19 protein-coding genes are annotated in these 21,233 nt (G+C 72.6%); 10 read left to right on the top strand and 9 right to left on the bottom strand.

Annotated features, from left to right (window positions below):
• The first annotated feature begins 1 nt into the window (after window position 1).
• Window positions 2-1,135, top strand: coding sequence for a multicopper oxidase domain-containing protein (locus tag ACERMF_RS09095; protein WP_373668823.1), 1,134 nt, complete (start codon window positions 2-4; stop codon window positions 1,133-1,135).
• A 28-nt stretch (window positions 1,136-1,163) separates the two neighbouring features.
• Here ACERMF_RS09095 and ACERMF_RS09090 read toward each other — a convergent pair whose 3' ends face one another.
• The 4 genes from ACERMF_RS09090 to ACERMF_RS09075 all read right to left on the bottom strand — a co-directional run bounded on the left by ACERMF_RS09090 (window position 1,164) and on the right by ACERMF_RS09075 (window position 4,833).
• Entirely contained in the window at window positions 1,164-1,985 is an 822-nt protein-coding gene (locus ACERMF_RS09090) for an alpha/beta fold hydrolase (RefSeq protein ID WP_373668743.1), read from the bottom strand.
• Between the two features lie 101 nt (window positions 1,986-2,086).
• On the bottom strand, window positions 2,087-3,490 hold the full coding sequence (locus ACERMF_RS09085) for a multicopper oxidase domain-containing protein (protein WP_373668742.1): 1,404 nt from the start codon (window positions 3,488-3,490) through the stop codon (window positions 2,087-2,089).
• Window positions 3,491-3,611: 121 nt separating this feature from the next.
• Window positions 3,612-4,070 (bottom strand): pyridoxamine 5'-phosphate oxidase family protein, encoded by a 459-nt coding sequence (locus tag ACERMF_RS09080; RefSeq protein WP_373668741.1) that lies wholly within the window; start codon window positions 4,068-4,070, stop codon window positions 3,612-3,614.
• A 115-nt stretch (window positions 4,071-4,185) separates the two neighbouring features.
• Window positions 4,186-4,833: a response regulator gene (locus tag ACERMF_RS09075; protein WP_373668740.1), complete on the bottom strand. Its 648-nt coding sequence runs from the start codon at window positions 4,831-4,833 to the stop codon at window positions 4,186-4,188.
• Between the two features lie 71 nt (window positions 4,834-4,904).
• On the opposite strand from ACERMF_RS09075, the gene ACERMF_RS09070 reads away from it, so the two are divergent.
• Window positions 4,905-6,509, top strand: a complete 1,605-nt coding sequence (locus ACERMF_RS09070) for a GAF domain-containing protein (RefSeq protein WP_373668739.1) — start codon at window positions 4,905-4,907, stop codon at window positions 6,507-6,509.
• Here the strand turns inward: ACERMF_RS09070 and ACERMF_RS09065 are convergent.
• Together ACERMF_RS09065 and ppc are read right to left on the bottom strand one after the other, a co-directional pair.
• Window positions 6,506-6,988, bottom strand: a complete 483-nt coding sequence (locus ACERMF_RS09065; protein WP_373668738.1) for a hypothetical protein — start codon at window positions 6,986-6,988, stop codon at window positions 6,506-6,508. The genes ACERMF_RS09070 and ACERMF_RS09065 overlap by 4 nt on opposite strands.
• A gap of 105 nt (window positions 6,989-7,093) precedes the next feature.
• Complete coding sequence (ppc, locus tag ACERMF_RS09060; protein ID WP_373668737.1) at window positions 7,094-9,835, bottom strand: phosphoenolpyruvate carboxylase; 2,742 nt, start codon at window positions 9,833-9,835, stop codon at window positions 7,094-7,096.
• A 120-nt stretch (window positions 9,836-9,955) separates the two neighbouring features.
• Here ppc and ACERMF_RS09055 point away from each other — a divergent pair, with 120 nt between their 5' ends.
• From ACERMF_RS09055 to ACERMF_RS09040, 4 genes are all read left to right on the top strand, one after another.
• Complete coding sequence (locus ACERMF_RS09055) at window positions 9,956-10,801, top strand: sulfurtransferase (protein ID WP_373668736.1); 846 nt, start codon at window positions 9,956-9,958, stop codon at window positions 10,799-10,801.
• 66 nt (window positions 10,802-10,867) lie between these two features.
• Complete coding sequence (locus ACERMF_RS09050; protein ID WP_373668735.1) at window positions 10,868-11,425, top strand: DsbA family protein; 558 nt, start codon at window positions 10,868-10,870, stop codon at window positions 11,423-11,425.
• 123 nt (window positions 11,426-11,548) lie between these two features.
• Entirely contained in the window at window positions 11,549-12,547 is a 999-nt protein-coding gene (locus tag ACERMF_RS09045; protein WP_373668734.1) for a PD-(D/E)XK nuclease family protein, read from the top strand.
• Complete coding sequence (locus ACERMF_RS09040; RefSeq protein WP_373668733.1) at window positions 12,544-13,005, top strand: HIRAN domain-containing protein; 462 nt, start codon at window positions 12,544-12,546, stop codon at window positions 13,003-13,005. Before ACERMF_RS09045 ends, ACERMF_RS09040 begins: the two co-directional genes overlap by 4 nt.
• Before the next feature lie 4 nt (window positions 13,006-13,009).
• Here the strand turns inward: ACERMF_RS09040 and ACERMF_RS09035 are convergent, their stop codons facing one another.
• Window positions 13,010-14,806, bottom strand: a complete 1,797-nt coding sequence (locus tag ACERMF_RS09035) for a VanW family protein (protein ID WP_373668732.1) — start codon at window positions 14,804-14,806, stop codon at window positions 13,010-13,012.
• Between the two features lie 287 nt (window positions 14,807-15,093).
• Between ACERMF_RS09035 and ACERMF_RS09030 the strand changes: the two genes are divergently transcribed.
• Window positions 15,094-16,320: a murein hydrolase activator EnvC gene (locus tag ACERMF_RS09030; protein ID WP_373668731.1), complete on the top strand. Its 1,227-nt coding sequence runs from the start codon at window positions 15,094-15,096 to the stop codon at window positions 16,318-16,320.
• 71 nt (window positions 16,321-16,391) lie between these two features.
• The gene (locus ACERMF_RS09025) at window positions 16,392-17,114 is read left to right on the top strand and encodes a zf-HC2 domain-containing protein (RefSeq protein WP_373668730.1); all 723 of its coding nucleotides are present in this window, start codon (window positions 16,392-16,394) and stop codon (window positions 17,112-17,114) included.
• Between the two features lie 15 nt (window positions 17,115-17,129).
• Here the strand turns inward: ACERMF_RS09025 and ACERMF_RS09020 are convergent, their stop codons facing one another.
• Together ACERMF_RS09020 and ACERMF_RS09015 are read right to left on the bottom strand one after the other, a co-directional pair.
• Window positions 17,130-17,801 carry a PhoU domain-containing protein gene (locus ACERMF_RS09020; protein WP_373668729.1) on the bottom strand — a complete coding sequence of 224 codons (672 nt, stop codon included), beginning with the start codon at window positions 17,799-17,801 and terminating at the stop codon, window positions 17,130-17,132.
• A 30-nt stretch (window positions 17,802-17,831) separates the two neighbouring features.
• On the bottom strand, window positions 17,832-18,977 hold the full coding sequence (locus tag ACERMF_RS09015; RefSeq protein ID WP_373668728.1) for a Na/Pi symporter: 1,146 nt from the start codon (window positions 18,975-18,977) through the stop codon (window positions 17,832-17,834).
• Between the two features lie 427 nt (window positions 18,978-19,404).
• On the opposite strand from ACERMF_RS09015, the gene ACERMF_RS09010 reads away from it, so the two are divergent.
• Both ACERMF_RS09010 and ACERMF_RS09005 read left to right on the top strand, forming a co-directional pair.
• On the top strand, window positions 19,405-20,079 hold the full coding sequence (locus ACERMF_RS09010) for a response regulator transcription factor (protein ID WP_373668727.1): 675 nt from the start codon (window positions 19,405-19,407) through the stop codon (window positions 20,077-20,079).
• Window positions 20,079-21,215 (top strand): sensor histidine kinase, encoded by a 1,137-nt coding sequence (locus ACERMF_RS09005; protein ID WP_373668726.1) that lies wholly within the window; start codon window positions 20,079-20,081, stop codon window positions 21,213-21,215. The genes ACERMF_RS09010 and ACERMF_RS09005 overlap by 1 nt, the downstream gene beginning before the upstream one ends.
• Window positions 21,216-21,233 lie beyond the last annotated feature (18 nt).

The following is a 21,233-nucleotide window of genomic DNA, read 5'->3' as shown; positions in this document are numbered from 1 at the left end:
CATGCGGCCCCGGCACGACGACGCGGCGGGGGACGACGTCCCGGTGCCCGACGTCGACCGCGCCGGGGACGGGTCGCGTCGCCTCGGTCGCCGGCGACTGCTGCAGGGCGGCGGCCTCGGCGGCGCCCTCCTGCTCGGCGGCGCTGCCTTCGGACGCAGCGTCGCTGCCGGACAGCCGTCGGGTGGCCATGGGCACGCCGCCCCCGCGGACGACTACGCCCCGGGCGCGGGCCATGACCACGGCATCGACGCCCACGCGGATCTCGAGGCGCTCGGTCTCGTCCGTGGCGGGTACGGCCACGGGCCCCAACCGCCGCGCGACCTCGACGACGATCTGATCGCCGACCTGACGCATCCGCCGGCTGCGGACCCGGCAGCACCCGGCCGCCGGCGGGAGCTGGTCCTGCCGGTGACCGAGGGCCACTGGAGCGTTGCCGACGGGGCCACGATCGACGCCTGGATGTACGGCGGTCGTGTCCCCGGGCCGGTCCTGCGCGCGACGGTGGGGGACCGACTGCGCATCACCGTCGACAACCGGACCGGGCAAGGTCACAACCTGCACCTGCATGGGAGCCACGACCCGCAGATGGACGGCTGGGAGCCGATTCCGCCCGGCGGTTCCTTCGTCTACGACGTCGAGGCGGGCCCGGTCGGACTGCATCCGTACCACTGCCATCTGCCGCCCTACGCCGAGCACGTGCGCCGCGGTCTGCACGGCGTGCTCGTGGTCGACCCCGCGCGTGGTCGCGAACCCGCCGTCGAGGTGGTGCTGGTCCTCGACGGCTTCGACCTGACCGGCAACGGGCGCAACGACGTCTACGCCTACAACGGGGTGTGCGGGCTCTACGACCGCCACCCGGTCCGGGTGCCGGCCGGCGACCTGGTCCGGGTCTACCTGGTGAATTTCGTCGAGGGTGAGCCGCTCGCCAGCTTCCACCTGCACGCCCAGACGTTCGACGTGTACCTGTCGGGAACGGGGGAGGCGCCCGACGAGCACACCGACGTGGTCAGTCTCGGGCAGGGCGAGCGCGCGATGCTGGAGTTCCGGCTGCCGACACGGGGTCGCTACATGTTCCACCCGCATCAGCACCACATGGCCGAGCGCGGTGCGATGGGCTGGTTCACGGCGATCTGAGCCCGCCGGGGGTGTCCGGGTGACCCGATCAGGCGACGGCGGGCCGCCGCAGGGCGCCGGCGAGGAAGGCGGTGACCTCGGCGAGGCTGCGCTCGAGGTCGGCGCCGGCCAGCACCTGGTGTCGAGCCCCCGGCAGCAGGCGCGCCGTCAACGCACCGGCCCCGACGAGCTCGCCCATGGCGGCACCCGTCGGCTCGGGTGAGACGATGGTGTCGTGCTCACCGTGCAGCCACAGGACGGGCAGATGCAGGCGCGGGCCACGCGCGATGGTGCGCAGGCCACGGTGGAGTGCGGCCGCGGTGGTCCTGGGCAGCTGCCCGTGCCAGACCAGAGGATCGGCGGTGAACCGCCCGCCGACGGCGGGGTCCGTCGAGAGCTCGCGCGCGGGCACGGGCTCGATGCTCAGCCGCGGGTCGTCGTCGACGCCACCGGGGAGGACGCCGAGCAGCGGAGCGCTCAGGACCAGTGCGGCGAGTTGCTGCTGCAGGTGCTGTGCCAGGCGGACGGCGAGGGTGCCCCCGGTGCCGTGCCCGAGCACCACGACGGGGACGCCGGGATGACGGGCCTGGATCAGCTGCAGCAGCAGCCGCTGGTCGTCGATGGCGGCGTCGAGATCGGTGATCAGGCCGGGACTGCCCTCGGAGCGGCCGTGCCCACCCTGGTCGAGCACGTAGACCTGGGCCTGGGTGCGCACCAGTGCCTCGGCGAGGGCGGCGTAGCGACCGGCGTGCTCGCGCAGACTGTGGCACACCAACACCACGTGATGCAGTTCGGGCCCCGCCCAGCTCGCGACATGTCGCTCACCGTCGGGGCCCTGCAGCGTCTCCGCGCCAGCGACGAGCAACGTCAACCCCCGGATCGGTGTTCTCCGATCGTAGGTCAATTGACCCAGAGGCGGTCCTGCCCGATGGGGCAGGACCGCCTCCGGCCGCCATGCGTCGAGGTCCCGGATCACTCCTCGACGATGAGGGCGGTGACCATGCCGTACATGCCCTCGTCGCTCTCGGCGTGCGTGAGGATGTGGCAGTGGAACGCCCACACGCCCGCGTGCTCGGCGGGGATGAGGACCGAGAAGCGCTCACCCGGTGCCACGTTGACGGTGTCGGACCAGTAGGGCTGGTCGAGCGGGTAGCCGTCCTTGGCGACCACCAGCTGCGGCATGCCGTGCAGGTGCATCGGGTGGATCTGGTAGCCCTCGTTGTAGTAGTGCAGCAGGATGTTGTCGCCCTTCTTCGCCACGATCGGTGCGGTGGCGGGGAACGACTTGCCGTTGAGGCTCATCCCGATCGTGCCGGCGTCGTTGACCACCATCGGCACGACCTGGTCGACGGTCATGTCCTCGGGCAGGGTCTTGCCGCCGATCACGCTGCCAGCCTCCGGCATGGGCAGGTCGCCGACGAGGAACACGCCCCACATGCCGTTCGGGACCTTCATCTGGGCGTGGTGGTGCGGGTGGTACATGTTGACCGCCGCCTCCTCGGTCGTGAACGCATAGGTGTGGCTCTCCCCCGGCTCGATCAGCTCCTGCGTGAGCGGCGAGACCCCGTCCTGGGCGTTGGGCACGATCAGGCCGTGCCAGTGCACGTCCGTGCCCAGGGGCAGCTTGTTGGTGACGACGACCTCGACCTTGTCGCCGGGCTGGGTCTGGATCATCGGGCCCGGGATCTGGCCGTTGTAGGCCCATCCCTCGACGACCTTGCCGGGAGCGACCTCCCAGTCGATGATCTCGGCGGTGAGCTCGAACCGCTTCGTGCCGTCCTCGAGGATGGTCGGCTCGAGGGGCTGGTTGCCCAGGCCCTCGGTCGCGGCGGGGAACTCGAGGATGGTGTCGTGCATGGCGGCGTCGAGCGCGGCCCAGTCGGTGTCGGCGCCGTGGTCGCCGTGTCCGCCGTTGGCGTCGTCGCCGGCGTCTGCGGCCGCCGGCTGCGTGCCGGTGCCGACGACCGTCAGCGTGCCCTTCATGCCTCCGGCCTCGTGGCCGGCGACCGTGCACAGGATGTCGTAGGTGCCGGGCTCCAGCGACGACAGGTCCAGCGTGGCCGACTCACCCGCGTTGAGCATCGGCGTCGCCAGGCCGGTGTCCACGACGGCGAGGTCGTGCTGCGCGACGCCGCCGTTGGTGACCAGCAGGCTGCCGCTCGCAGCGATCTCGATGCTGCTCGGCGTGATGGCGAACTCGGTCAGCTCGACCGAGACCTCGATGGGTGCGTCGCTGCTGGCGGCCGCGACGGCCAGCGCCGGAGCACTTCCGCCCGTGCCGTTCGCAGCGGTGATCAGTGCGCCGGCGCTGAGCACCAGCGCGACCAGCGCCACGACCGCGACGGCGATCGCGCCGACCGTACGTTCCTCGGACATGTCGTCTCTCCTCGACGGTTTCGTCCGGCAGCAGGTGGGCCGCCGGACCCGGCGGCATCTCCACCGGGCCTCATCGAGGAGAAGCGTCGGTCACCGCCTGCGTCGCCGGCAGGGCGGGGCGTCACAGGTCCGAGGGACCTTGGTCCTGCGTCACTAGGGCCTCGGTGCGCTCCCGGAGGCGGCGCCCGGTGATCTCGTCGGGGACGAGGCGGACGATCGTGTGGCGGACGGCCGTGTCGGCGGCCCAGCTGTCGAGCTCGGCCGCGAAACGACGCGCCTCCTCGTCCGAGACGGGCGTCGCCGTGCCGCGTACGAGCACACTCCAGCCGACGCGCCGCGACGGGTCGTGGTCGTCCACCTCGAAGGCGACCGGGCGTCCCATCAGCAACGCGTCGCTCTTGGCGCCGTGCAGGGCCCGGAAGACGACGGTGTGCCCGTCGACGAGGTGGTTGACGGGCACGATGCTCGGTGCCCCCCGGTCGACGTAGGCGAGCCGTCCCAGGGGCCGGCTGCCGAGCAGACGGAGCGACTCGGCGGTGCTGAGCACCTCGAGGGCGTGACGGTCCGTGACGTGTTCCATGGTCGGGCTCCCGTGCCGGCCTCGGCAGGTGGCCGGCCCCGTCCCGAGCATGGGTCACGCGGCCCGCCGCCACCAGGGCACCCCGGCCCCAGCAGCCGGGGGCATCGGTCCCGGCTCAGGCCTCGCCGCGCTCGACCTGGGTGTAGAAGACCGCGGCCTCGGTACGGCGTTGCATGCCGAGCTTCGCGAGCAGGTTGGACACGTAGTTCTTCACCGTCTTCTCGGCGAGGTGCATCCGCTCGGCGATCTGCCGGTTGGTCAGACCCTCCGCGATGAGGGACAGGATCCGCCGCTCCTGTTCGGACAGCGAGCGAAGCCGCGGGTCCTCCTCGTCGCCGCGGCGGAGGCGCTCGAGCACCTTGCCGGTGACCGCGGGGTCGAGCAGCGAGTCGCCCGTCGCCACCCGCCGGATCGCGTCGAGCAGGTCGGGACCGCGTACGTCCTTGAGCAGGTACCCGGCCGCGCCGGCCATGATCGCGTCGAACAGCGCCTCGTCGTCGCCGAACGAGGTCAGCATCAGGCACGCGATCCGTGGATCACGGGCACGCACGTCACGGCAGATCTCGACCCCGTTGCCGTCCGGCAACCGCACGTCGAGCAGGGCGACGTCGGGCGAGGTCTGGGCGATACCGGCCAGCGCCATTCCCGCACTGGCGGCGTCACCGACAACCTCGAGGTCGTCCTCGGCGTCGATGAGGTCCCGGAGTCCCCGCCGGACCACCTCGTGGTCGTCGACGAGGAAGACGCGCACGGTCTCGGCCACCAGCAGACTCCATGGGCAGGGGGAGGGCAACAGTAGGGTGTCGGGCTGCAGCCGGACGCAAAGGTACACCGATGGGCTCCACGAACGGTCTCGGCAGCGACGCGTTGGACCCCCGCGCCGCCCAGGTCCTGGACGCGGTGCTCGCCGTCACGGTGGACCTCGATCTCGAGGCCGTGCTGGGACGGGTCGTGGAGGCCGCCTGCGATCTCGTGGCGGCGAAGTACGGCGCGCTCGGGGTCATCGCCGAGGACGGTGACGGGCTGTCCGCCTTCGTGCACCGGGGCGTCGACGCCGAGACGGCCGCCGCGATCGGCAACCTGCCGGCCGGACGCGGGGTCCTCGGGCTGCTGATCGAGCAACCCGAGCCGGTGCGGCTCGACGACATCACCGCCCACCCGAAGTCGTACGGGTTTCCGCCCAACCATCCGCCCATGCACGGCTTCCTCGGCGCGCCCGTCCGGGTCCGCGGACGCGCCTTCGGCAACCTGTACCTGGCCGAGAAGCGCGGCGGCGGGTCCTTCACCCAGGAGGACGAGGACCTCGTCGTCGGCCTCGCCGCGGTCGCAGGGACCGCCATCGAGCACGCCCGCCTCTACGACGACCTGAGCCAGCGTGAGCGCTGGCGAGACGCCGTGCTGGAGGTCACCACCGCTGCGCTCGCCGGTGCGCCCGTGAGCGAGGTGCGGGGGCGCCTCGCCGACTTCGCTCTGCGCCTCGTCGACGGCGACGCGGCGTGTGTCGTCGGGCCGCACGAGGACGGCCTGTGGATCCTCGCGTCGGCGGGGCAGGAGGGCCCGACCCCGGGCTTCCTGCCCGCCACCGAGGGGCCGGCCTGGGGCAGCCTGCTCGAGGGCGCGGTCGTGCGTGGTGAGCGTGGCCCCGTCTTCGGCGAGGGCGCGATGCTGTGGGTACCGCTGCGGGCCGGCGACGAGGTCGTCGCGGCACTCGGCGTGATGCGGCTCGCCGGTCTCACGCGACGTGACGAGGCCATCATGTCGGGCTTCGCCGCCCAGGCCAGCCTGGTGCTGACGACCGAGCGCGCCCGCGCCGAACTCCAGCGGATGTCGCTGGTCGAGGAGCGCGAGCGCATCGGCCGCGACCTGCACGACACCGTGATCCAGCGCCTGTTCGCCACGGGGTTGTCGCTGCAGGCGACCCTGAAGCGGGCCGAGGGTCGACCGGACGTCATCGAGCGGATCGAGCGCGCGGTGGACGAGATCGATGTCACCGTGAAGGAGATCCGGACCACGATCTTCGCACTACAGTCGGACCCGACCGCGACCGGCGGTATCCGGCACGCGGTGCTCGAACTGGTCGACGAACTGACCCCCGTGCTGCCGCGCTCGCCGCGGGTGCGTTTCGACGGGCCGGTCGAAACGACCGTCCCGCCGCAGGTGGCCGAACAGCTGCTGCCGGTGCTGCGCGAGGCGTTGACCAACGTCGCCAAGCACGCCGACGCCGACGACGTCGAGGTCGAGGTCGTCGTCGACGGGGTCGGTCTGACCCTGGTCGTCGCCGACAACGGACGTGGGCTGCCGCCCAGGCCCGGGAGCGGCTTCGGGCGCCGGAACCTGCAGGAGCGGGCGGCGCTGCTGGGTGGGGAGGTGACCTGGTCGCCGCGCGTCGGCGGAGCCGGCACCCAGGTGTGCTGGCGGGTCCCCCTGGGAGGCGCCTAACCGACGACGGAGGGGACGGCCGTCTCGGCGTCGTGGCGCAACCGCTGCGCGAGGTCCTCGAGGAAGCGCTCGAGGCTGCGGTTGGCCAACCGACCGAGTGCGACCCCGTCCAGTGCCGCTCCGACGCTGCCCCCCGGCGGCACGTACCGGCCGTCGAGGATCAGCGTGACGCGGCCCGTGCCGAGTACGTGCAGTCCGAGTTCGCCGTCGAACGCGGGCAGCAGGCGATCGGGGCGCCCGGCTTCCTCGTTGAGGGGGTCCCAGCGCAGGGAGCGCCAGTGGGTCGAGCCGACCACCCACGGCGCGCCGACCCGGACGAGGACGGAGCGGGCCATGCCGCCGGCGCGCACGGTCGACAGCAGGCCCGCCGGCCCCAGCCGTGCCTCGGGCAGCCAGCGGACGGGCTCGTCGAGGAACGCGCGCAACGACGCCAGCGGCTCGCCGGGGACCGGCAGGAAGATTCTGATCGTGCGCTCCATCGGGACCACCTCCACGTCCCCGAAGTTACGGGTGGGGCCCGGGTGGCGATCAGGGCTCAAGGTCCCCAGAATTGGGACCTCCGACTCCCTCGGGGCCTGGCGTGGTCAGCCGGTGTTGCGCTGCCCGGCCGCGATGCCGTTGGTGGCCACCAACACCGCCTCACGCAGCAGCTCGGCCGTGGCGTCGTCGTGTTCCTCGCGCAGCCGGTGGAGCAGGGCCACCTGGACCCCGTGCAGCGGGTCGAGGTAGGGATCGCGCAACCGCAGCACCTCGGCGAGGTCGGCGTCGTGCCCGACGAGCTGGTCGTGACCGCGGATGCGCAGCAGGGCGGACGCGGTGCGGTCGTACTCGGCGCGCAGTCGCGGGAACACCACGTCGCGGGTCTCGGGTCGGGCGAGCGCGGCATACGAGGCGGCGATGCGCAGGTCCGCCTTCGCGAGCGCCATCTCGACGTTGTCCAGGATGGTCTGGACCAGGGGGCTGCCGGCCACCAGCTCCTGGAGTTGGGTCCACCGGGCCGGGTCGTCGCCGGCCCACTCGTGCAGGGCGGAGCCGAGCCCGTACCAGGCGGGCAGGTGCACGCGGCACTGGGTCCAGGCGAACACCCACGGGATGGCGCGCAGGTCCTCGATGCCACGACCCGCCTGGCGACGTGCCGGTCGGGAGGCGATGTTGAGCTCACCGATCGCGTCGAGCGGGGTCGCCTCGTGGAGGTAGTCCACCAGCTCCGGGGTGTCGTGCACCAGCTCGCGGTAGGCCTTGCGGGCCAGGGCGGCCAACTCGTCGAGCAGCTCGTCGGTCCGCGCGTCGGTCGTGGGCGGCCGGTCGGGAGCCGCGGTCAGCAGCACGGCGTGCAGGATCTGCTCGAGGTGACGGTGGGCCAGCACGGGGTCGCGGTAGCGGGCCGCGATGACCTCGCCCTGCTCGGTGAGCTTCAGGCGCCCGCGGACCGCTTCGGGCGGCTGGGCCCGGATGGCGGCGTTGGCAGGCCCGCCGCCGCGGCCGATGCTGCCGCCGCGTCCGTGGAACACCGTCAGCTTCACCCCGTGCGCGTCCGCGACCCGGACCAGCTCACGCTGGGCGCGGTGCAGCTGCCACGTCGCCGCCAGGTAGCCGGCGTCCTTGTTCGAGTCGCTGTAGCCGATCATCAGCTGCTGGTGGTCGCCGCGGTCGCGGACGTGTTCGCGGTAGGGCGCACAGGTCAGGAGTTCCTCGAGGACACGTGGTGCGTTCACCAGGTCGTCCACGGTCTCGAACAGGGGAACGACGTCGAGTCCGCGGTCGCACCCGGCGTCGCGCGCCATGACCAGGACCGAGAGCACGTCCGACACCTGTTCGGTCATCGAGATGATGTAGGTGTCGATCGCGTCGGCGCCGAGGCGCTCGTGGGCGCGACGGATGACCCGGAACACCTCCAAGGTCTCGTTGGTCTCGTCGTCGAAGGCCAGGACGGCGGGGGTGAGCGGCCGCAGACTGCGCAGTTCCGCGGTGAGGAGCGCGACCCGTTCGGCCTCGGGCAGCTGCTCGTAGTCCTGTTCCTCGCCGTACTGGCGCAGCACCGTGCCCAGCGCTGCGGCATGACGGCGCGCGTGCTGACGCACGTCGAGGGTCACGAGGTGGAAACCGAACACCTCGGCCTGGATCTGCAGCGAGCGGAGACGACCGTCGGCGATGAGCTCGGCGCCGGCCGAACGCAGGCTGGCGCGCAGGAGTTCGAGATCGGCGACGAGTTCCCCCGCGTGGGTGTAGCTGCGCGGGTCGACCTCGGGGTCGAGCCGCCACGGCCGCCGGGCGAGGCGCTCGGTGTGCAGCAGCACCTGGTAGACCAGCGCGAGGAACTGGCGATGGGGCTGCGAGGGATAGCGGCGTTCGACGTCGGCCGATTCCTCGGGCAGGAGGCGCCGCAGCTCGTCCAGGCGGGCGGCGAGCTCGTCGCTGGTCCCGCGCCGGGCACTGACCGACAGGTGCGCGTGCAGGCGGTCGATGCTGCGGCGCAGCAGCTTGAGCGACATCAGCTGGTGTTCGCGCAGGGTCTGTTCCGTGACCTCGGGGGTCACCTTCGGGTTGCCGTCCCGGTCACCGCCGATCCAGGAGCCCAGGCGCAGGAAGTTGTCCACCTCGACGGGCTGGTCGGGGTAGACCGCGTCGAAGGCGTCACGCAGGTCCCGGTGCAGGCGGGGCACGAGGTCGAACAGCACCGCCTCGGTCCAGTACAGCCCGTTGCGCACCTCCTCGATGACCGACGGTGGCCGGATTCGGGTCTCGTCGGTGAGCCACAGCGAGGCCAGCTCCTCGGCCAGGTAGCGCTCGAGGTGCGCCCGCTTCTCTGGCGTGACCGGGTGGGCGTCGAGGTCGCGGAGCGCGCCCGCGATGCGACCCAGCTTGGTCAAGGTCGTGCGCCGCTTCGACTCGGTGGGATGCGCGGTCATCACCGGGCGGACGTGCACCTCGGCGATCGCGGCCGCCGCCTGCTCGGCGGACAGCCCCCACTCGGCGAGGGTGTGGACTGCGGCGAGCAACGTCTCGCTGTGCGGTTCACCGGCCTCGCCGGCGTGGACCCGGTCGGCGGTGAGCTGCCGCACCATCGCCTGGTCCTCGGCGAGGTTGATGAGTCGGAACCAGGCCGCGAAGGCGCTGACCACCACGAACGCGTCGTCCGCGGAGATGTCGGTGAGCAGGCGGGTCAGCTGCGGGCCGGCCGCGTCGTCGCCGCGACGGTGCGCGATCGACAGGGCCCGGACCTGCTCCACGAGATCCAGTCGACCTTCGCCCTCGATGGCGGCGATCGTGCGGCCGAGCAGGTCGCCGAGCAGTCGCACCTGTGCGCTGGTGGCGTCGCGATCCATGACACTCCGAGCAAGAGACGGGGACGGCGTGGCTGCGAGGCTACTGACCGCCGGGCTAGCGTCGTACGCCCTCGCCGATGCCACGCCGAGCCAGGCGCCGCCACCCCTGCAGGAGCCGCCGTGTCCGCATCCGTACCGGCCGTCGTCAGCGCAGACGATCTCCAGCAGCTGCGACGCGACGCCGAGGTGGTACTCGCCGACGTCCGGTGGGCGCTGGACGGCAGCCAGGGGCGGGACGACTACCTCGCCGGCCACCTGCCCGGTGCCGTGTTCGTCGACCTGCCCGGGGTGCTGTGCGGTCCCGGCGAGGCGACGGACGGCCGGAACCCGCTGCCTGCGCCCGACGCGTTCGCCGAGGCGCTCGGCCGGCTCGGTATCGGCGACGACACCGTCGTGGTCGCCTACGACCAGGGCGGGGGCGGCAGCGCCGGCCGGCTGGTGTGGCTGCTCCGCATCGTCGGCCAGCCCGCTGCACTGCTCAGCGGAGGGCTCGCCGCCTGGTCGGGTCCGCTCGAGTCCGGTCCGGTCCAGCGCACCCCCGTTCGCCGCCGTGTGGTGGCGTGGCCGTCGGAACGGTTCGCCGACGCGGACGAGGTCGCCCGGCTCGTGCGCGATCCGGCCGCCGTCGTGGTCGACGCCCGCGCTCCCGAGCGCTACCGCGGCGAACGCGAGCCGGTCGACCCGCGACCCGGTCACATCCCGGGTGCCGTGAACGTGCCGGCGACGGCCAACCTGCGGCCGGACAAGACGTTGCGGGACGACACGGGACTGCGTCAGACCTGGGAGGCCAGCGGCGCGTTGGATGCCGACGAGGTCGTCGCCTACTGCGGGTCTGGCGTCAGCGCGGCGCTCGACCTGCTCGCCCTGGAACGACTCGGCGTCCACGGTCGGCTCTACGTCGGCTCCTGGTCGGGCTGGTCCGCGGATCCGCAGCGACCCGCCGCGACGGGCGACGAGCCCGGCTGAGCGGGTGACGTCGGCATGCGAGCCGCGGAGCGTAGGCTCGAGCCACGCCACCGCCGATGGACCGCGATGCTGACGCTCTACTTCGACTTCACCTCGGCGGCCAGCGTGGTGGCCGTGCTCCGGCTGCAGCGGCTCGCCGACGAGGGTCTGCCGGTCGCATTCGAGGGCTTCGACCCGTTGGGGCTGGACACCGCGCTGCCGTTCACCCTGGACCAGTACGCGGAGTTCGAGCGGTACGCCGACCGTGCCGCCGAGCTGGGCATGCCGCTGCGCCGTCCCGCCCTGCGGCCGGCGACGGTCCTCGCGCATGTCGTCGGGGGCGTCGCCCTCGACCAGGGGCTCGGCGCGTCGTGGCGTCAGGCCTGTCTTCGCGCCTACTGGCGCGACGGGCTCGATCTCGGTGAACCGGCGCAACTGGCGCGCCTGGCCGATGACGCCGGCCTGGACGTCGCCGCCGTCACGGCGGCGCTGGAGGACCGCGGTGCTCGACAGCGCCTGCGGCAGCGCATGGTCGCACTGCGCGGACGGGGGATCGGTGGGGTGCCCGTGCTCGAGGTGGCGGGAGGCACGATGATCTCGCCCGACCTGCCCGACGCCGACCTGCGGGCGCTGGCAGGAACGTGAGCACGCCGAGGCTGGGGACGGCTGCGCCGGCGCGTCGCACCCAGCCCGTAGCCTGAACCCGGAAGCGGATGACGGCCGTCCCGCGAACGCGAGGCCGGCCGGCCGCGGGGGAGGGCGGTCGACGTGCACGACGAACTCGCCCTGGACCGACCGGCCCGGGCGCGTCTCGCCGAGGACCTGCTCGGCTGGAACCAGTCGCGCCCCGCCGACGATCCCGCATTGGTCGCTTCCCTGCGCGAGGCGCTCGAGGACGGGCTGGCACCTCTGGGGGCCGACCTCACCGCGGCGGCCGCAACGGCCAGACGTGGGCGCCTGCTCGTGTCCAAGAGCGCCCTCGACCGGTTGTCCTGCGACGGTTGGCAGCGCGACCCCAAGCCCTACCGCCACTCGTGGGCGAACGCGCGGGGGACGTTGACCCACCTGGCGGTCGAGCAGGACTGGCACGAGGGCCGCGCCGACGCTCCCGCCGCCGTCGTGGGGCGCGTCTGGCGTGCCGAGGCCTCGCGCCGCCCCGGCGACCCGGCCTCGCTCTCGCGCTGGCTCAACGACCTCCCCGCGGACGACGCCGCGGGCCTTCGCGAGGAGGTCGGCGCCCTGCTGACCGGTTTCCGCGAGGTCTGGCCGCCGCTGCCTCCGACCGCCGTCGGGGCGCGCGTGGAACGACCCGTCGAGGTGGCGCTCGCCGAGGGTCGGGTCGTCCTGCGCGGTGTCCCCGACCTGGTGCTGACCAGTCCGCGCCGCGACGACCGGGCCCGGACCCTGGTGGTCGACCTCAAGACCGGCTTTCCACGCCCGGAGCACGACCGGCACGAGTTGCGTTTCTACGCCCTGCTGGTCTCGCTCTCCAGCGGTCGGCTGCCGTTTCGCTGGGCGACCTACTACGTCACCGAGGGCCGGGCCGAGGTCGAATCGCTGCGGGCCGAGACGTTGCAGGTCACGGTTCGGCGGGTGCTCGACGGCGTGGCCCAGTTGGTCCGCGTCGCCACCGGGGAGCCGGACACCCTGCGGCTCCGCGGCGGGTCGTGGTGCCGGTTCTGCCTCCGCGAGGACGAGTGCGAGGTCGCCGCCGACGCCCGTCGCATCCAGGCGGTGTCACAACCCGCGGCCACACTGCCGGGGTGACCAACCTGCGCCACTCCGCTCCGGCGGCACCACCCATCGGTGCCGCGCTCCGCGCGTTTCGCACCCCGGTCCGCGGGCACGCGTTCGCCGCCCGACCGGCACAGGTCCAGGCTCCCCATCCCGGTCAGCAGGTCACGCTGCGGCGGGAGCCGGACAACCCGGCCGATCCGTTCGCGGTCGCCGTCTGGGCCGAACAGTGGCGGATCGGCTACCTCGACCGCCAGGTGGCGGCTCGACTGGCGCCACGCCTGGACGCCGGCCTGAGCGTCGAGGCACGCATCGACGGCTGGGTCGCCGAACCGCAGGGCCGCTGGCGCCGCCCCATGGTGCTGCTGAGTCCTGGCACCGTGGCGGACCCGCTGCCACGACCGCCGCGGCGGCCGGCGGAGCCGTCGGCCGGCAAGGGGCCGGGCCTGTGGGGACGACCGCCCGGCGTGCGCATCCGGCCGGTCGGGTGACGGCTCAGCAGACGCCGCGCTCGATGATCTGGTTCTGCGGCGAGTAGACCGTGCGGATGGTTCGTTGGTCGGTGCCACCGTCGAGTCGCTCGACCGTCCGGACGACCTCGACGGTGAAGCCCTCGGTCTGCCCCTGGACCTCGCGCTCCTCGCCGCACGCGATCTCGTCCGTCGTGCGCGTGATCGTCTCGGGTTCGACCCGGTTGGTGGGTTCGCCGTGCTGGGCCCGGACGGTGCTGGCGATGGGTTGTCCGAACAGCGTCACGGTGACCGACTCGGAGGTGTAGGACGCCCGGACCACGATCGCGCCGGGCGTGTCGTTGGTGAACTTCACGTCGAGCACCGGGTACGACAGTGTCGCTTCGCGGCCCATCGGGTAGCGGGAGATGTACCAGGAGTGCGCCTTCCACTGGTCCAGCGGGACCCCGGCGAAGAAGGCGGCGTTGAAGGTGGTGGTGCCGAACTGCGACACGCCGCCACCGCAGGTGTCGACCAGTTCGCCCTGGACGATGGTGCCGGCCTCGACGTAGCCCTTGTCGCAGCGGCGCTCACCGGACAGCTCGTTGATCGAGAACTGCTCGCCCGGCAGGACGACGGCGCCGTCCACCACGTCGGCCAGGCGCTGGATGTTCTGCACCCGGGGCGGCAGGCCGGCGGCGTAGTAGGTCGTGAACGTCCCGATGGCGTGGGTCGGACGCAGTTCCTCCGCCCGGTCCGCGGGCAGATCCGGCTCGACGACCTCGATCTCGAGGTCCGCCTCGCGGACGTTGTCGGCGAACAGGCGCTCGAGCTGCTCGGCGGCCGACTCGGGGTCGAACCGGCTGCCGTCGGTGCCGCCCTCGATGCTCGTCGACACCTCGACGGGGGAGTAGCTCGTGGAGCCGGGCGCGTCGAACCGTGAGGGTGGCGTCCGGTCGGTGACGAAGCGGGCGTTGGTCGGGTCGACGTCGAAGCGACGGACGGCGTCGCCGAGCACCTCCGTCACGCGGTCAGGGGTCACCTCGATGGCGAGGGTCGAAGGCGTGTCGCCACCCTCGGCCGGGCGGACCGCCACCTCGATCAGGCGGGCGATGGTCGCCGGCTCGAGGGTCAGTTCGGCGCCCGCGGCGCGCAGCGTCAGCGGTTCGGCCACCGCGCCCTCGACCTGGTTCGCGACGCGGTCGACGTCCTCGTCGGAGACCGGCTGCGCGGTGGTGTCGACCGGCAGTTCGAGTTGGTCGGAACCGGCGGAGAGCAGGGCGGCGGTCAACGACTCGGTCAGCTCGTCGCGCCGGACGCCGGCGTAGCCCTGGGGCCGCTCGACCTCGACCTGCAACGTGTCGGGGTCGACGACGACCGCGCCGGTCGACTCCTCGCGGTCGACCTCTGCGGCGATCTCCTCGACCCGCGTGCGCAGGCGCTGCTCGTCGAACCGCTCCTGGAGGGGGTATTCGCGCGTGTCGAACAGGCTGCGAACCCGGACCGCGAGGTCACCGGGGAGCCCTTCACGCCCACGGGCGGCGGCCGTGGCGACGGTCTCGTCGAGTGCCACCTCGAATCCGACGTCGTCCGGCGTGATGACGTGGTCGACCCCGGCGAAGCGGTAGGTCACCGTGTCGGCCTGGCGCTGGTCGGCGGTGTCGCGAAGCGCCGCGGCCGCGTCGTCGGGTCGCATGCCCCCGACGTCCACGCCCGCGACGCGGGTGTTCGGCAGGATCTTGCCCTGCTGCGCCAGCCACAGCCCGGCGATCGCGAGCAGCACGGTGACGAACACGGCGGCGACGATGCCGCCGGCCACGATTGCCGGCCTGCGTTGACCCATGGGCGCTTCGCATCCCCAACGTCGATGGCGGTCCCCGACGCGACCCCCGGGTACCCGGCCGGAGCCTACCGGGACACCAACGACCGCGGTCGCAGGCACCTCGTGCTGGCAGGGGCCACGAGGTGCCGTCCACAGCGGAGGTGGCCGAAGGTGCGCAGATGGGGCGCGTGGGCTAACTTGGGGCGCCGTTCGCCGCTGTGCCGCGCGCCTGGTTCTCGTCCCGGTGCGTCCCACAGCCGGCACATCCCGCACCGCGGACACCGGACGTGCTCGCCCCCGGAGGAACCGTGAGGTCTCGATCCCTGCGCGCGTTGGCCATGGCCGCCGCGTTCGCCCTGATGGCGAGTCTCGTGCCGACGGTCGCGGGTGCCCAGCAGGCCGAGCAGCGCCAACTCGAGGAGGCGCGTGCCCGGCTCGCCGAACTCGGTCGTGAGCTCGAACGTGCCGAGGACCGTGCCCAGGAGGCCGACGCCGAACTCGAGGACGCCGATGCCCGCCTCGCCGAGGTCGAGGCGGTCGTCAACGAGGTCGCAGCCGCGGTCGAGCGGCAACGCGGGGCGGTGCGCGAGGCCGAGCATCGCCTGGCCGAGGTCGAGGAGGAGGCCGCACAGGTCGCCGCCGCCTTCGCCGAACGTGCCGCACGGATGTTCAAGGAGGGGCCGAGCGTCCCGTTCCAGCTCCTGCTGGACTCCGAAGGCGCCGAGGACGCGATGTCGCGGACGTCGTACCTGCGCGTGATCACCCAGGCCGACCGTGTCACCATCGAGAGCCTCGAGGCCGCGGACGTCGCGGTGACCGCCGAGCGTGAGCGGCTGGCGGCCGAACAGCAGCGACTCGAGGCGATGCTGGCCGAGCAGGAGGAACTGCTGGCCGAGGTCGAGCGCCTGCGCGAGAGCCGTGCGCTCGCGGCCGCGGCCGCACGCGACGACCTGCGACGGCTCGAGTCCGAGCACGACGACCTCGAGCAGGAGTCGGTCGAACTCGAAGCCCTGATCCGCGAACAGCAGGAAGCGGCCCGCCGCCAGGCGGCCGCATCGCGTCGCGCAGCCGCCACCGCCTCTGCCCCGGCCGCCTCGGGTGGCGGATCCGCCACCGGTTCGAGCGGCGGCTCGGCGTCCGTCTCGGCACCCTCCTCGTCCGGGTTCGCGTGGCCGCTGTGCGCACCGGTGACCTCCGAGTTCGGGCCGCGGTGGGGTCGGATGCACAATGGCATCGACCAGGGCGCGTCCACCGGGACGGCGATCGGGGCGAGCAAGGCCGGCACCGTGATCTTCGCCGGCTGGCAGGGCGGCTACGGCAACCTGACACTCATCGACCACCACGACGGGGTCGTGACCGCGTACGCACACCAGAGCTCGATCTCGGTCAGTCGCGGTCAGTCGGTGTCGCAGGGACAGCGGATCGGGGCCGTGGGCAGCACCGGCAACTCGACCGGTCCGCACCTGCACTTCGAGACCCGGGTCAACGGCTCCGCGGTCAACCCGCGCCAGTACCTGCCCGGCAGCCCCTGCTGAGCCCGAACGGCGTGCGCGGTCCGGACCATCCGGACGCCGACGCACCCCGCGCAGGGCGTAGGCTCAAAGACATGCGGGGTGAGCACGAGCGGTTCGAGCAACTGGCGGTCGGGCACGTGCTCGGCGGTCTGGACGCCGGCGAGTCCGCCGAGTTCCGCAGCCATCTCCTCGGCTGCCGCGACTGCCGTCTCCGGGTCGCGGAGTTGCGCGATCTCGCCGCCGACCTGGCCGCCGCCGAACGCGACGAGCGCGCGCGGGCGCAGGTGCAGACCGAGGTGGCCCGGCGCGACGACGGCGACGACGAAGCGCCCGCATCCGGTGGGCGGGTCGGCGTGCGCCATGTCACCGCGGCGGCCGTCGTGGTGATCCTGGTCGCCGGCGCGATGGCGTTCTGGAACCTGCACCTGCGCACGGCTGCCGCGGGCTACGCGGATGCGGCTGGCTACCGGGGCGAGACGCTGCGCGAGCTGTCGGCGGGAATTCCCGTCGCGACCGACACGGCCGAGGGGGTGGCCGCACTCGTGGTCGTCGACGACACCGAGGTCGCGTTCACCGTCAGCAACCTGCCGGCCATGGCGGAAGGCGAGCGGATCGAGGTGTGGCTGCTGGGAGCGGCCGCTCCCGCCCGCGCCGGGCCACCGGTGCCCGCACGCGCCATCGTCGACGGGGCGATCGCCGGACACGTCGAGATCGACGGTGCCGACGTCCTGCTGCTCACCCGCGAGCGAGGCCCGTTGCGCGACACGCCGGGTGGTTCCGATCTCCTGCGCGCGGACCTGCGGTCACCGGACTGACCCGGCAGCCCTGGTTCAGGTGCGGTCCTCGGGGTCCTCGTCGAAGTAGTCCAGGCGGTCGATGGGGACCACGACGGCGGACAGCACGTTCATCAGGTGCGCGACGATGCGCTTGAGGTAGCGGTAGGCGAGGGCGCGGGCGACCGCGGTCGGCCCCTGGTCCTCGCCCTTGACCAGCTCCGAGACGCGGTGATCGCAGTCGTCGAGCAGGCGGTCGCCGCGCATCAGCACGTCCCGCGCGCGTTCGGCGTCGCGGGCGGCGAAGACGTCGCCGGCCTCGGAGATCAGCCGGGACACCTCGAACTGCATCTCGGTGAGTGCCTCGGCATCCGACGCGCGGTCGAGCCGGGCGCCGTCCGCGGCCAGATCGAACAGGTTCTTGGCGTAGTCGCCGATGCGCTCGACGTCCTTGACGATCGACATGTAGATCAGGATCGCCGGCGTGTCGATCCCGCCGTGGACGCTGGCATGCACCACGAGTTCGCGACGGATCTCACGCTCCGCCTCGTTGACGTGGTGGTCGGTGGCACGCAGTTCGGCCCCGACGCTGTGCGGGGCGGCGCCGCCGAGCAGCGTCGACATGGCGAGGTCGAAGGCGTGCCGGTCGTCGGCGAACATGCGTTGCAACGTCGCCTCGATCCGGTCGAGGCGGTCGCTGCCGTCGTCGCGAAGGAACCCGAACGGCATGGTGTGGCCCCCTTTGGTCACGGGATGAGGCTACGGGATGAGGAAGACCCCCAAAAGCGGGACGATCAGGAACAGGCCCAGCACGTAGCCGAAGACCACCGATCGGCGTTTGACGGCGAGATCGGCGAGACCCTCGGCCATCCGCACCGGCAGCATGCGCACCTTGCGGACCGGGTACAGCAGGACCAGTGCGCTGAGGTTGAACAGGGTGTGCACCAGGGCGATGGTCAGCCCCTCGGGTCGCAGGACCGCGAGCGATGCGAGCAGGGCCGTGATGGTGGTCCCCACGTTGGCGCCGAGCGTGATGGGATAGGCGTTGGGCAGCGTGAGGATGCCGGCCGCGACCAGCGGGACCAGGATCGAGGTCGTGATCGTCGACGACTGGACCGACACCGTCACGGCGATGCCGACCACGATGCCCATGGCGCCACCGCCGCGTCCCACCAGGCGGTTCATGGCCTGTTCGATGCGGCCGGCCACGAGCTCGCGCATGTTGCGCGTGATCAGGCCGAGCGCGAGGAAGATCAGGCCCAGGCCGAGCGCGAGGAAGATGATCCCGGCGAGACGACCGCCGACGGGGTTGCCGTCGAGGAAGCCCTCGACGAACTCGATCGGAAGCTTGACGGCGGTCCGGATCGGGCTGGTGCCGACCTCGGAGACCTCGGTGCCGCGCAGCCGCTCGGTGATCTCCTCCGCGAACTCGGCCAGGAAGCCCGTGGCGAGTTCGAGGGGCAGCAGGATCGCCACCGCGAGCAGGTTGAAGAAGTCGTGCATGGTCGCCCCGGCGAAACCGCGGCGGAACTCGTCCGAGCGACGGATGTTGCCGAGCGAGGCCAGCGTGTTCGTGACGGTCGTGCCGATGTTGGCGCCCATGATCATCGGGACGGCCAGGGGCACGGACAGCGTTCCCGCACCGACGAGTCCGACGATGGTGGAGGTCGACACCGACGAGGACTGGACCAGGACCGTGAACAGGATGCCGGCGAACAACCCCGAGATCGGGTTCGCGACGTTGGTCAGCAGCCCCTGCTCGAAGCCCTCGCCGAGCGCGGAGATGCCGGACTCGAGCAGTCCGACCCCGACGAGGAAGGCGTAGAGCAGGGCGACGACGAGCAGGGCGCGCAGCGGCGTCGGCAGGTCCCGACGGGCGGCCGCGCGACTGGAGGACTCGACCACGACAGGTGGGCCTCGCGTTCGCGAAGGGAGGGCGGCGGGAGCCTAGCGGTCCGGGTCGTGGTCGCTGCGCCGTCCGGCCCGGGCAACGGCGGAGGGGGCGTGACGACGGGTCACGCCCCCTCCGGTGCTGCTGCTGGTGGAACCTTCTGGCACCGCTCCCGTGGGGGCTTCGCCACCCGTGGGAACGTCAGGCGGGACGAGTTCCCGACCGGCGCGCAGTGGCGGTGCATCGGTTGGATTCCGCCGGGTTGACCAGCGACGACCTAACGGCCGTGCACCTCCAGGGTCCCATGATGACTGCTATCCAAAATGGACCACCTCCTTCCTCTGGTGCCACCAGCGTGCCACACCCGTCAAGTCACCCCAGGTCGACACGGATCCGGCGCGATGACCCGGTCGTCGCGCCGTGGCCCTACGATGCGCCGCCATGGCCGCTTCCCCCCGCATCCTGCTCGTCGAAGACGACACGACCCTGCGCGAATCCATCGCCGTCGCGCTGCGCGGCGAGGGCTACGAGGTCGAGGCCGCCGCCGACGGCACGGACGGCGCGGCGCAGATCGACGCCTTCCGACCCGACCTCGCGATCCTCGACGTGCGTCTGCCCGATGGGCCCGACGGTCTGGACCTGGCCCGGCTCGTGCGTGCCCGCGGGGACATCCCCATCATCTTCGTCACCGCACTCGGCGAACTCGACGATCGGCTCGCCGGCTTCGAGGCGGGCGGCGACGACTACCTCACCAAGCCGTTCTCCACCGCGGAGCTGCTCGTACGCATCCAGGCGCTCCTGCGTCGCGCCGGGCGCTTGGAGTCGCGCGCCTGGCAGGTCGACGACCTGGTGGTCGACGAGGCGGCCAGGACCGCGATCCGCGACGGGAACCCGCTCGAGCTGACCCGAACCGAGTTCGACCTGCTGGTGACGCTGGGACGCAACATCGGCACGGTCGTCTCGAAGAGCCGCCTGCTGGCGCTGGTCTGGGGCTTCGAGAGCTACGACGAGAACCTGGTCGAGGTCCACATCAGTGCGCTGCGGCGCAAGCTCGAGGCCGAGGGGAGCCGTCTCATCCACACCGTTCGCGGCGTCGGCTACGTCCTGCGCGGCTGATGCTGCGCTCCCTGCGCCACCGCCTGGTGATGTTCTTCGTCGCCATCGTGACGGTCGGCGTGCTGGTCGGTGCACTCGCGATGATCCTGACCCTGCGCGAGGAGCTGGACAGCCAGCTCGAGCGGGCGCTCGGGGCCCGGGTCGCGCTGGTGGAGGAGCTCGGTGGGCGCAGCCCGGACCAGCTGCACGCCACCCTGGAGCGACGGGACATCCCAGCGGTGGTCACGGCGCCGGACGGCCGACGGCTCGTCAGCCGCCCGGAGGTGCTCAGCGAGCCGAACTTGCGCCGCACCGTCACGCGCCCCGACGGTACCGAGGTCGAGGTGCTCGTCAGCGGTGCGGGGGTCGAGGCCACCCTGCAGCGGGTGTACGTCGCCATCGGCGCCGGATCGCTGGTGGCCGTTCTCGCCGCGCTCATGGTGCTCGGCGTCTTCGCGAACCGGGTGCTGCGTCCGCTCGACGAGGCGCTGCAGACCGCAAGACAGGCCGAGGCGCGGTCGCGGCGCTTCCTGGCCGACGCCGCCCACCAGCTGCGCACCCCGGTGGCCGGGCTCCGGGCGGCCAGCGAGGCGCTCCTGCGCAGCCCCGCGCCCGCGCATCAGGACCAGTTGCTCGGCCACCTGGCGCGCGAGGCGGCCCGGACCGGACGCCTGCTCGACCATCTCCTCCGCGTCGCCCACCTCGATCGCGGGGAGGAGCCCGCGAGGAACCCGGTCGACCTGGTGGCGCTCCTCGGCGAGGAGATCGAACGACAACAGGCGCTCGCACCGTCGCTGTCGGTGCACCTGACCGCGCCCGATCGCCTGGTGGTGGCGGTCGACGGCGACGGGCTGCGCGAGGCCGTCGCGAACCTGCTCGACAACGCCCGGCGACACGCCCGCAGCGAGGTCACCCTGGCGCTCCATGCCACCGAGGACGGTGGCGCGGCGCTGCGCGTCGGCGACGACGGGCCCGGTCTGGCGCCGGGGACCGAGGAGGCCGTGTTCGACCGCTTCGTCTCCCTCGACGACCGGGGTGGGTCCGGGCTCGGCCTCGCGATCGCCCGCGGGGTCGCACGGGCACACGGCGGCGACGTCACCTGGTCGGACGGCGCCTTCGAACTGACGGTGGCGTCCGCCACGGACCGGTTGGCCTAGCGAGGCCCGCAGCGGTAC

This window comes from Egicoccus sp. AB-alg6-2, from assembly GCF_041821025.1.
GTDB lineage: Bacteria > Actinomycetota > Nitriliruptoria > Nitriliruptorales > Nitriliruptoraceae > Egicoccus.
Note: the sequence above shows the minus strand (reverse complement) of the source record. Positions and strands in the feature narration are given on the sequence as shown.

Bases quoted from the DNA above. Each gene is read 5' to 3' on its own strand.
- ACERMF_RS09020 (WP_373668729.1), bottom strand. From the start codon at position 17,801: ATGCCGTTCGGGTTCCTTCGCGACGACGGCAGCGACCGCCTCGACCGG.
- ACERMF_RS09080 (WP_373668741.1), bottom strand. From the start codon at position 4,070: ATGGAACACGTCACGGACCGTCACGCCCTCGAGGTGCTCAGCACCGCC.
- ACERMF_RS09025 (WP_373668730.1), top strand. From the start codon at position 16,392: ATGCGGGGTGAGCACGAGCGGTTCGAGCAACTGGCGGTCGGGCACGTG.
- ACERMF_RS09085 (WP_373668742.1), bottom strand. From the start codon at position 3,490: ATGTCCGAGGAACGTACGGTCGGCGCGATCGCCGTCGCGGTCGTGGCG.
- ACERMF_RS09035 (WP_373668732.1), bottom strand. From the start codon at position 14,806: ATGGGTCAACGCAGGCCGGCAATCGTGGCCGGCGGCATCGTCGCCGCC.
- ACERMF_RS09050 (WP_373668735.1), top strand. From the start codon at position 10,868: ATGCTGACGCTCTACTTCGACTTCACCTCGGCGGCCAGCGTGGTGGCC.
- ACERMF_RS09005 (WP_373668726.1), top strand. From the start codon at position 20,079: ATGCTGCGCTCCCTGCGCCACCGCCTGGTGATGTTCTTCGTCGCCATC.
- ACERMF_RS09010 (WP_373668727.1), top strand. From the start codon at position 19,405: ATGGCCGCTTCCCCCCGCATCCTGCTCGTCGAAGACGACACGACCCTG.
- ACERMF_RS09070 (WP_373668739.1), top strand. From the start codon at position 4,905: ATGGGCTCCACGAACGGTCTCGGCAGCGACGCGTTGGACCCCCGCGCC.
- ACERMF_RS09095 (WP_373668823.1), top strand. From the start codon at position 2: ATGCGGCCCCGGCACGACGACGCGGCGGGGGACGACGTCCCGGTGCCC.
- ACERMF_RS09065 (WP_373668738.1), bottom strand. From the start codon at position 6,988: ATGGAGCGCACGATCAGAATCTTCCTGCCGGTCCCCGGCGAGCCGCTG.
- ppc (WP_373668737.1), bottom strand. From the start codon at position 9,835: ATGGATCGCGACGCCACCAGCGCACAGGTGCGACTGCTCGGCGACCTG.